The sequence below is a fragment of the Streptomyces macrosporus genome, assembly GCF_039533145.1.
Lineage (GTDB): Bacteria > Actinomycetota > Actinomycetes > Streptomycetales > Streptomycetaceae > Streptomyces > Streptomyces macrosporus.
Genome location: NZ_BAAASZ010000034.1, coordinates 97078 through 106037, shown reverse-complemented (window position 1 = coordinate 106037; position 8960 = coordinate 97078). Strand labels below are relative to the sequence as shown.

General features: G+C 73.4%; 6 protein-coding genes. 3 read left to right on the top strand and 3 right to left on the bottom strand.

The window, feature by feature from the left end:
- Positions 1-168: 168 nt before the first annotated feature.
- Positions 169-726 (bottom strand): MarR family winged helix-turn-helix transcriptional regulator, encoded by a 558-nt coding sequence (locus ABD335_RS24665; RefSeq protein WP_344327404.1) that lies wholly within the window; start codon positions 724-726, stop codon positions 169-171.
- A 137-nt stretch (positions 727-863) separates the two neighbouring features.
- Between ABD335_RS24665 and ABD335_RS24660 the strand changes: the two genes are divergently transcribed.
- The gene (locus ABD335_RS24660) at positions 864-2186 is read left to right on the top strand and encodes an MFS transporter (protein WP_344327400.1); all 1323 of its coding nucleotides are present in this window, start codon (positions 864-866) and stop codon (positions 2184-2186) included.
- On the opposite strand, the gene ABD335_RS24655 is transcribed toward ABD335_RS24660, so the two are convergent.
- Together ABD335_RS24655 and ABD335_RS24650 are read right to left on the bottom strand one after the other, a co-directional pair.
- A complete protein-coding gene (locus ABD335_RS24655) occupies positions 2174-3883 on the bottom strand; it encodes an ATP-binding SpoIIE family protein phosphatase (protein ID WP_344327397.1) in 1710 nt (569 codons plus the stop codon). The two genes, ABD335_RS24660 and ABD335_RS24655, sit on opposite strands and share 13 nt — an antisense overlap.
- A gap of 155 nt (positions 3884-4038) precedes the next feature.
- A complete protein-coding gene (locus tag ABD335_RS24650) occupies positions 4039-5391 on the bottom strand; it encodes an NAD(P)/FAD-dependent oxidoreductase (protein ID WP_344327425.1) in 1353 nt (450 codons plus the stop codon).
- A gap of 378 nt (positions 5392-5769) precedes the next feature.
- Between ABD335_RS24650 and ABD335_RS24645 the strand changes: the two genes are divergently transcribed.
- Positions 5770-6597 carry a TetR/AcrR family transcriptional regulator gene (locus ABD335_RS24645; RefSeq protein WP_344327392.1) on the top strand — a complete coding sequence of 276 codons (828 nt, stop codon included), beginning with the start codon at positions 5770-5772 and terminating at the stop codon, positions 6595-6597.
- A 256-nt stretch (positions 6598-6853) separates the two neighbouring features.
- Positions 6854-8938, top strand: a complete 2085-nt coding sequence (locus ABD335_RS24640; protein ID WP_344327388.1) for an NPCBM/NEW2 domain-containing protein — start codon at positions 6854-6856, stop codon at positions 8936-8938.
- Positions 8939-8960: the final 22 nt, after the last annotated feature.

Sequence of the window (8960 nt, the reverse complement as noted above, 5' to 3'; positions counted from 1 at the left end):
AAGGAATGACGGCACGCCGCACTCCACCCCGGAAGGGTAGTCACACCAAGTGAGTGATCGCCGCAGGAAGCGGCAGAGAAGTCGCCAGCAGAACCGTTCCGGCCCGTGGCAACCCGGAGAACCTTACAGATCGGGTCCCGGGGCGTCAAGCCCGATCGGAACCGGCTGTCAGTCCAGATCGCTGAGACGGCCGTCCGCGTCCGGCTGGGTGTCCTCCACCCGGCGCAGGAGGCGCGTCAGCAGCTCTCCCAGCGTGCCACGCTCCTCGCTCGAAAGGTCCTGGAGCAGGTCCTCCTCGAAGGCGGAGGCCATCCTCATCACCTGGAGCCACTTCTCGCGCCCCTCGTCCGTCAGCTCGACGATGACCCGGACGCGGTTGTTCTCGTCCCGTTCCCGGGTGACCAGGCCGGCGCCGGCCATGCGGTCCACGCGGTGGGTCATGGCGGCGGGAGTGAGCCCCAGGCGCTTGGCCAGGGCTCCGGGGCCGAGCCGGTAGGGCTCGCCCGACATCACCAGCTCCTTCAGGACCTCCCACTCCGCCTGGTTGAGGCCGAGGGTCGCGAGCTGACGTCCGTACGCGACGCTCATGCGCCGGTCGAGACGGCTGAGCGCGTTGACGATCTTCTCGACCTGGGGGTCCAGGTCGCCGTATTCGCGCTGGTAGATGGCGATCTGCTCGTCGAGTGTGGGCTCGCGCCCCCGATCGAGCAGGGGTTGCTCGGACATGGGCGGAGTATGACACGAAACTCATTCACATCGAAGGCTTTCTACGTGTACTCTTTAGCGTCTAACTTTAGCTTCGAAGATCACTACTCCTGTTGACCTTCGAATCTTCGACAGAATCGACCTAGAGGTAGGTGAGTGTGACCGCCACGACAGGCACAGCGCTGCGCCGGATCCAGCTGGGGAACGCACTGAGCGCGTTCGGCAACGGCTTCACCGTCCCGTTCCTGTTCATCTACGTGGCACAGGTGCGGGGTCTCGGCGCGAGTACCGCCGGAACGGTGCTCGCGCTCTTCGCCGTGGCCGCGTTGGTCGTGCTGCCCTTCACCGGGCGCGCGATCGATCGGCGGGGTCCGCTGCCCGTCGCCGTCGTGGGCACGGTCCTCGCCTCCGCCGGTTCGCTCGGTATCGCGCTGTCGACCGGTGTGACGGCCACCTTCGCGTCCGCCGCCGTCTTCGGTGCGGGGATCGCCGTGATCCAGCCCGCGCTCGCCACGATGATCGTGTGGTGCTCGACGACGGCGACGCGGTCACGGGCCTTCGCCACCCAGTTCTTCCTCAACAACCTCGGGTTGGGCATCGGCGGCCTGCTCGGCGGGATGGTGGTGGATCCGGAGCGTCCGTCGTCGTTCCTGCTGCTGTTCGGGATCGAGTCGGCGATGTACGTGCTCCTGGGCGTGACCGTGGCGACCGTACGGCTGCCGAAGGGGCCGCGCGTCGAGAGGGTCGGCCGCGTCGAGGACGGCGCCCCGGCGCCGGACGTCCGCCGGTCGGTCCTGGCCGACCGGGCGATGGTGACGCTGTGCGTGCTCGGCTTCGTGACGTTCTTCGCCTGCTACGGGCAGTTCGAGTCCGGGCTGTCGGCGTACGCGGTCGAGGTCTCCCGGGTCTCCCCGACGACGTTGGGCGTCGCCCTCGCCGCGAACACCGCCGTGATCGTGCTGGCGCAGTTCGTCGTGCTGAGGGTCGTGGAGCGGAGGCGGCGCAGCCGGGTGATCGCGGTGGTCGGGCTGATCTGGGCGGTGGCGTGGCTGGCGGCCGGGGTGTCCGGGCTGGTCGCCGAGCGGCACGCGCTGGCCGTCGCGGCGCTCATCTCCACGTACGCGCTGTTCGGCCTGGGCGAGGCGATGCTGTCGCCGACCGTGGCGCCGCTGGTGGCGGACATGGCACCGCCCCGGATGGTGGGTCGGTACAACTCCGCTTTCGCGCTGGTGAAGCAGTTGGCGCTGGCGGTCGGTCCGGCGGTGGGCGGTCCGATGGGAGCCACGCTGCACGTGCCGTACATCGTGATGCTGGTGCTGTGCTCGCTCGGCATCACCGTGCTGGCGCTGCTGCTGGGACGCCGGCTGACCCCCGCGCAGGACAACCCGCTGCGGAGCGTGGTGGTCGCCTCCTCCAAGCCGACCGGGTCGCCCGAGCCGGTCGAGCCGTCCCGGGCGGCCGAGGCGGCTCAGACCGCCTGACCCGCGACGGTCTCGGGCAGGACGAACTCGCACCACACCGCCTTGCCCCCGCCCGAAGTGCGCCGGGAGCCCCAGGCCGAGGCGATGGTCGCGACGATGGAGATGCCGCGTCCGTTCTCGTCCACGGGCTCCGCGCGGCGGCGGCGCGGCAGGTGGTCGTCGCCGTCGGTCACCTCGATGATCAGGCGGCGGTCGGTGCGGCGCAGTCGCAGGCGCATCGGCGGGGTGCCGTGCTGGAGGGAGTTGGCCACCAGTTCACTGGTGGCCAACACGCCCAGGTCGTGCAGGTCCGGGGGGAACCGCCAGCTCGTCAGGACGCCGGAGGCGAAGGCGCGGGCCCGCGGGGCGGCCTCGACACCGCCGAGGAGGTCGAGCGCGGCATTGTGGAACAGCTCGGCGTCGTGGCCCGTGCGGACCGGGTGCTGGAGGACGAGCAGGGCGACGTCGTCGTCGTGCGCGGCGGTGATGCCCAGGGCGCGCTGGAGCCGGTCGCAGACGACCTGCGGACCGCCGGTGGCTCCGGCGAAGGCGCGTTCCAGGGCCTCGATGCCCTGGTCGATGTCGGCGTCGCGCCGCTCCACCAGGCCGTCGGTGTAGAGCACGGCGGCGGAGCCCGGCCCGAAGGGGACCGAGGCGGAGGTGTGCAGCCAGCCTCCGGTGCCCAGCGGAGGGCCGGTGGAGGCGTCGGCGCGGTGGACCGTGCCGTCCGGGTCGCGGACGAGGATCGGCAGGTGGCCTGCGGAGGCGTACACCAGGCGGCCCTCGTTGGGGTCGTGGACGGCGTAGACGCAGGTGGCGATCTGGTTGGGGTCGATCTCGGCGGCGAGTCCGTCCAGGAGCTGGAGCACCTCGTGGGGCGGCAGGTCCAGGCGGGCGTACGCGCGGACGGCCGTGCGCAGTTGGCCCATGACGGCCGCCGCCCGCACGCCGCGGCCCATCACGTCCCCGATGACCAGCGCGGTGCGGCCCGCGCCCAGGGTGATGACGTCGTACCAGTCGCCGCCGACCGCCGCGTCGGTGCCGCCCGGCCGGTAGGTGGCGGCCACCCGCAGGTCGTCGGGCTGTTCGAGCTGCTGCGGCAGCAGACTGCGCTGGAGGGTGACGGCGGCCTCGCGCTGCCGCCGTTCGCTGGCGCGCAGCCGCTCGGCGGCCTCGACCTGATCGGTCACCTCGGCCGCGAAGACGAGGACGCCGCGTCGCGGATCGGGGCCCGACAGCTCGATGGGCGTGCAGGTGAAGGTGTAGTAGCCCGGGCGCGCGCGGCCGGAGGCGCCGGAGACCCGGCGGGACTTGACCGTGCGGGGTCTGCCGCTGCGCAGGACCTGGTCCATCAGCGGGAGCAGGCCCAGCTCGACCAGTTCCGGGAGGGCCTCGCGGGCGGGGGCGCCGGGCACGCGGGCGCCGAAGGCGGCGGCGTAGGCGTCGTTGACGAACGCGACGCGGTGCTCGGGACCGTGGACGAGGGCGACCAGGGCCGGGAGGTGTCCGAGCAGGTCGTGCGCGGACAGGGCGTCGATGCTGCGTCTCGCTCCGCCGTCGGCCGGAGCGGACGGGTCGCCGTGCTCGGCCCGCTCGTCCCGGGCCGCCGGGACGGCGCCGGGGGAGGTGGCCGGTGCCTTGCGCTGCCGTCGCACCGCCCGGGCGGCGGTGCGTCGCTGTGTGCCGGGCAGCCGGGCGCTCCAGCGCGTGAAGTTCACTGCGTGCGGTCCGATCCGATTCCGATGCGTCTGCTGTGCCTGTGCTTGTGGTGCCTGCCGTACCCGCCGTGTCCGCCGCGCCCGCTGGTGACTCTTCGCTGACACGAGCCCACCCATGGTCACACGACCAGTGTGGCCGACGGCACCGACATCCGTCAGGGCCCCTCGGGATGGCGGCCGGTGCCCGCGGCGAGCTCGAACTCGGCGCGCGGGTGCTCCAGCGAACCGAGCGAGACGATCTCACGTTTGAACAGCCCGGCCAGCGTCCACTCCGCGAGGATGCGCGTCTTGCGGTTGACCGTCGGCACCCGGCTCAGGTGGTACGCGCGGTGCAGGAGCCAGGCGGGGTAGCCCCTGAGCTTACGGCCGTAGACGTGGGCGACGCCCTTGTGGAGGCCGAGGGAGGCGACGGAGCCCGCGTAGGCGTGCCGGTACTCCTTGAGTTCCTCGCCGCGCAGCGACGCCACCAGGTTGTCCGCCAGCAGGCGGGCCTGGCGCACCGCGTGCTGGGCGTTGGGGGCGCACTCCCGGACCGGTCCTCCCCCGGGGCCTCCGGCCCGTGAGGTGCCCCCTGCCGCCAGGTCCGGGACGGCGGCGGCGTCGCCGGCGGCCCAGGCGTGCTCGACCCCGTCGACGCGCAGGGTGGCGGTGCAGCGCAGTCGGCCGCGTTCGTCGCGGGGGAGGTCGGTCGCGGCGAGGACGGGGTGGGGTTTGACGCCCGCGGTCCACACGAGGGTGCGGCAGGGGTGGCGGGAGCCGTCGCTGAGCTGGGCGACGCGGTTCTCGCACGAGTCGAGGCGGGTCTCCAGGCGCACGTCGATGTTGCGGCGGCGCAGTTCGCGCACGGCGTAGCGGCCCATCGCCTCGCCGACCTCGGGGAGGATGCGGTCGGTCGCCTCGACGAGGATCCACTTCTGATCCCGGGGGCGGATGTTGTGGTAGTAGCGGCAGGCGTAGCGGGCCATGTCCTCCAGTTCCGCGAGGGCCTCGACGCCCGCGTAGCCGCCGCCGACGAAGACGAAGGTGAGGGCGGCGGCGCGGACGTCGGGGTCGCGGGTGGAGGAGGCGATGTCGAGCTGTTCGAGGACGTGGTTGCGGAGCCCGATGGCCTCCTCGACGGTCTTGAAGCCGATGCCGTGGTCGGCGAGGCCGGGGACCGGGAGGGCGCGGGAGACGGAGCCGGGGGCGAGGACGAGTTCGTCGTAGGGCACCTCGATGGGGCCGGTGCCCGTGTGCTCGGTGGCGAGGGTCTCGACGGTGGCGACGCGCCGCGCGTGGTCGATGGCCTTGGCCTCGCCGGTCACGACCCTGCAGTGGGGCAGCACGCGGCGCAGGGGCACCACGACGTGGCGGGGGGAGATGGACCCGGCGGCCGCCTCGGGCAGGAAGGGCTGGTACGTCATGTACGGATCGGGGCCGAGCACGACGACCTGTACACCGCCCTGCCCCTCTCGCGCGCGCCTCAGCTCCTTCTTCAGGCGTCGCTGGAGGCGCAGGGCGGTGTACATGCCGACGTAGCCGCCGCCGACCACGAGAATGCGCGCGGGTTCCTTCGTCACCTGTCCATGACGCACCCGAGGGCGGATGTTTGTCCACAGGTCCCGGAAATCGTACGACCGGCGGAATGACTGATTCCGGTGTGTGCATCACCCCTCTGAGCATGGCATCGTCGCAGCTCAAAGCGGATTCTGAGGCCATTGGAGGGAGGCGGCGAGGGAGGGTTTGGCCCCGTACTCCGTTCGAGGGCGGACGTGGCGGAACAACCCCCTACTCTCACCACGCGGGGTCAACTATGTTCGTAGGGCGTCGGGGCGGAGTTCGACCGTGCTCCGACGGCAAGGGCGGGAGTCTCCGGGGGGAGGCTGCCACTACCGGGGGAATACAGCATGCATATTCAGGGCATTCAGGGCTCTCGTTGGTCGACCGCGGTCGCGGATCCGTCCGGGGACGACGAGACGGTACGCGCGGTCGGCGTCGGGGGAAACGGACGCACCACTCCGCTACGGGTCGACGCCCAGCGCAATCTGGAGCACGTCCTGCGCGCCGCCCGCGAGGTCTTCGGCGAGTCGGGGTACGGCGCCCCGATGGAGGACGTGGCGCGTCGGGCGCGGGTCGGGGTGGGCACGGTCTACCGGCGTTTCCCCAGCAAGGACGTACTGGTGCGGCGGATAGCCGAGGAGGAGACCGCGCGGCTGACCGAGCAGGCGCGGGCGGCGCTGAGACAGGAGGAGGAGCCGTGGCCGGCGCTCTCCCGGTTCCTGCGCACCTCGGTGGCCTCGGGGGCGGGACGGCTGCTGCCGCCTCGGGTGCTCCGGGTCGGCTCGTTCGCCGACGAGTCGGCCGAGACCGCCGTCTCCGGAAAGGCGCGTGCGGCGCGGAGCGACGGACACGGGCAGCCGGGGCTGCGGTTGGTGGACGATCGGTCCGTCGCGGAGCCCGTCGCGGAGCCGGGTTCGGCGGAGCACGGCCGGGAGGTCTCCGAGGACGACGCGGGAGCCGCCGAACTGCTGGGTGTGGTGGGGCAGTTGGTGGAGCGGGCGCAGGCGGCCGGCGAGCTGCGGTCGGACGTGACGGTCGCGGACGTGCTGCTGGTGATAGCGACGGCGGCCCCCTCCCTGCCGAATCCGGCGCAGCAGGCCGCGGCCTCGTCCCGGCTGCTGGACATCCTGCTGGAGGGGCTCAGGCCCCGGGACGCGAGGCCCGCGGGGGTCTGAGGAACCGAGCGGCTCGCCGCTCGGCGGGTCCGGACATCGATCGGGGTCCGACTTCAGGGCGATTTTCGGTCATGTTCGAACCGCCCTCGTCGGGCTTCCCGAAATCTCCCCTACCTCATCAGTGCACTCCGTGCGTACCGTTCGCGATTCATCGCCCCGGATGAGTGATTGAGGCGCACGCCCGGGATCGTGCGGCCGCCGCCGTGCCACGCTGTGCCGGTGTTCGCTGGCAATGGTGTGTACGGGGGTTCTCGCGGTGAGTGTCGATAGGCGGGAGGAGTCGGCCGGTTCGGAGGACGCGGAGGAAGCGGGCGTCCCGGGGAGGATCGCGCCCGGCACCGGGCCCGCGCGGGCCGAGCCCGCCTGGGCCGCCTCCGCCCGACCGGAGATCCCGCCGGAAGCCACGTCGGGGTCCGTGTCGGGGGCCGTGCCGGAGGCCGTGCCGTCGCGGTGGGTGGAGTCCTCACGGCGGGCGGAGGCGGAGGAGAGGCCGCCCGGCGACACGGAGTTGATCTCGCGGATGCGCGGCGGGGACACCCGCGCGTACGAGGAGCTGTACCGGCGGCACGCCGATGCCGTCCTCCGCTACGTCCGCCACTGCTGCCGGGACGAGGCCACCGCGAACGACCTGACGGACGAGGTCTTCGCACGGACCCTGTTGGCCGTGCGCGGTGGCGCGGGCCCCGACACGGCGGTGCGCGTCCACCTGCTGGGGGCCGTCCGGCAGGTGGCGGCGGCCTGGGGGCGGACGGCCGGCTGGGAACAGTTGGCCGAGGGCTTCGCGGTGTTCGCGGTGGCGGCCGACTCGTCGGGGAGCGGTGACTCCTTCGAGTCGGACGCCGATGTGCGGGCCATGCGGAAGGCCGAGCGGTCGACGGTGGTGCGTGCCTTCCGCGGCCTGCCCGAGCGGTGGCAGGTGGTGCTGTGGCACACCGTGGTGGAGGGCGAGTCGCCGCGGGAGGTGGCGCCGTCGCTGGGGCTGACGGCGGACGCGACGGCGATGCTGGCGTACCGCGCGAAGGAGGGGCTGCGGCAGGCGTACCTCCAGGCCCACGTCGATCGGTCGCGGACGGCGGCCGGCGACTGCGCGCGCCACGTCGACCGGTTGGGGACGTACGCCCGCGGAGCCCTGCGGGCGCGGATGGACCGGGGGCTGCGCAGGCACCTGGAGCGGTGCGTCGACTGCCGGTCGGCGGCGCTGGGGACGAGGGACGTCTGCGAGCGGCTGCGTCTCCTGCTGCCGGTGGCGGTCGTCGGCTGGGGTGCGGGGGTGTACTCGGGCGGAGCGGCCGGTGCGGCGGAGGCTGCCGTGGACGGCGTCGCGGACACCGTTGTGGGCACCTCCGTGGGCGTCTCCCTGGGCACCTCCCTGGGCATCGGGGTCGCGGCGCCCTCGGCCGTCCCGGTCGAGGGTTCGGCGGGCGTGATGGGCGCGGTGGGGCCGGTGGGCACGGACGGTGCGGCCGGGGGCGGCGCGACGGTGTTCGAGGGGCTCGGCGCCACGGCGAAGGCGGGCGTCACGGCGGGTGTGATGGCCGCCGCCGTGGCCACCGCGCTGACGTTGGCCCTGGTCGCCGACGGGCAGAGGTCCCGCGGTCCGCAGCCGGAGTCACGGCCGTCGACGGCGAGTGTGCCCGGCGCGCCCGGGGGTGAGGCGGCGGACTCGAAGGCGGGGGGCTCGGAACCGCTGACCGTGATGCCGTCGCAGTCGGCGGGGGGCTCCACGGACCGCACGCTGGTTCGGCCGCCCGGTACCGAGCCGGCACCGGCCCCGGAGTCCGGCTCCCCGTCCGCGCCGGGGTCGGGGCCGAACTCCGTGCCGGGGCCCGGACCGTCCCTCCCCGGCTCCACGTCGCCGACCGGTGGGACCCCCGCGCCGACGCCTCCCGCGTCGCCGGCGCCGACCGCGTCCACCGTCCACCGGCTCGACCGGCTTCCCCGGGACTCCTCCGGCGCCGACCGGCCCACCGTGCGCGGTGGCGAGAGCGACCGGATGTGGCAGCGCTCCGATCTGCGCGTCGGCGGGCGGAACCAGGGGCCCGGGGTGACGGTGGCCGCCCGTTCCACCCTCACGATCGACCTGGACCGCTCCTGCACGGCGTTCGACGCCCTCGTCGGGGTGGACGATCTGACGGTGGTTCCGGCCGCGGTCCGCTTCTCCGTCTACGGCGACGGCGTCCGGCTGTGGCGGTCCGGTGTGGTCCGTCGGGGCGACGCCCCGGTGCCGGTCCACGTCTCCCTCTCCGGCCGCGGGACACTCCGGCTGGTGGTCGAGCCGCGCACCCCCCTGGACGCGGTGGCGCTGGCGGACTGGGCGCAGGCGCGGATCACCTGCGGCTGACCGGCCCCACCGCGCCCCGCCC

Bases quoted from the DNA above. Each gene is read 5' to 3' on its own strand.
- ABD335_RS24665 (WP_344327404.1), bottom strand. From the start codon at position 726: ATGTCCGAGCAACCCCTGCTCGATCGGGGGCGCGAGCCCACACTCGAC.
- ABD335_RS24650 (WP_344327425.1), bottom strand. From the start codon at position 5,391: ATGTACACCGCCCTGCGCCTCCAGCGACGCCTGAAGAAGGAGCTGAGG.
- ABD335_RS24645 (WP_344327392.1), top strand. From the start codon at position 5,770: ATGCATATTCAGGGCATTCAGGGCTCTCGTTGGTCGACCGCGGTCGCG.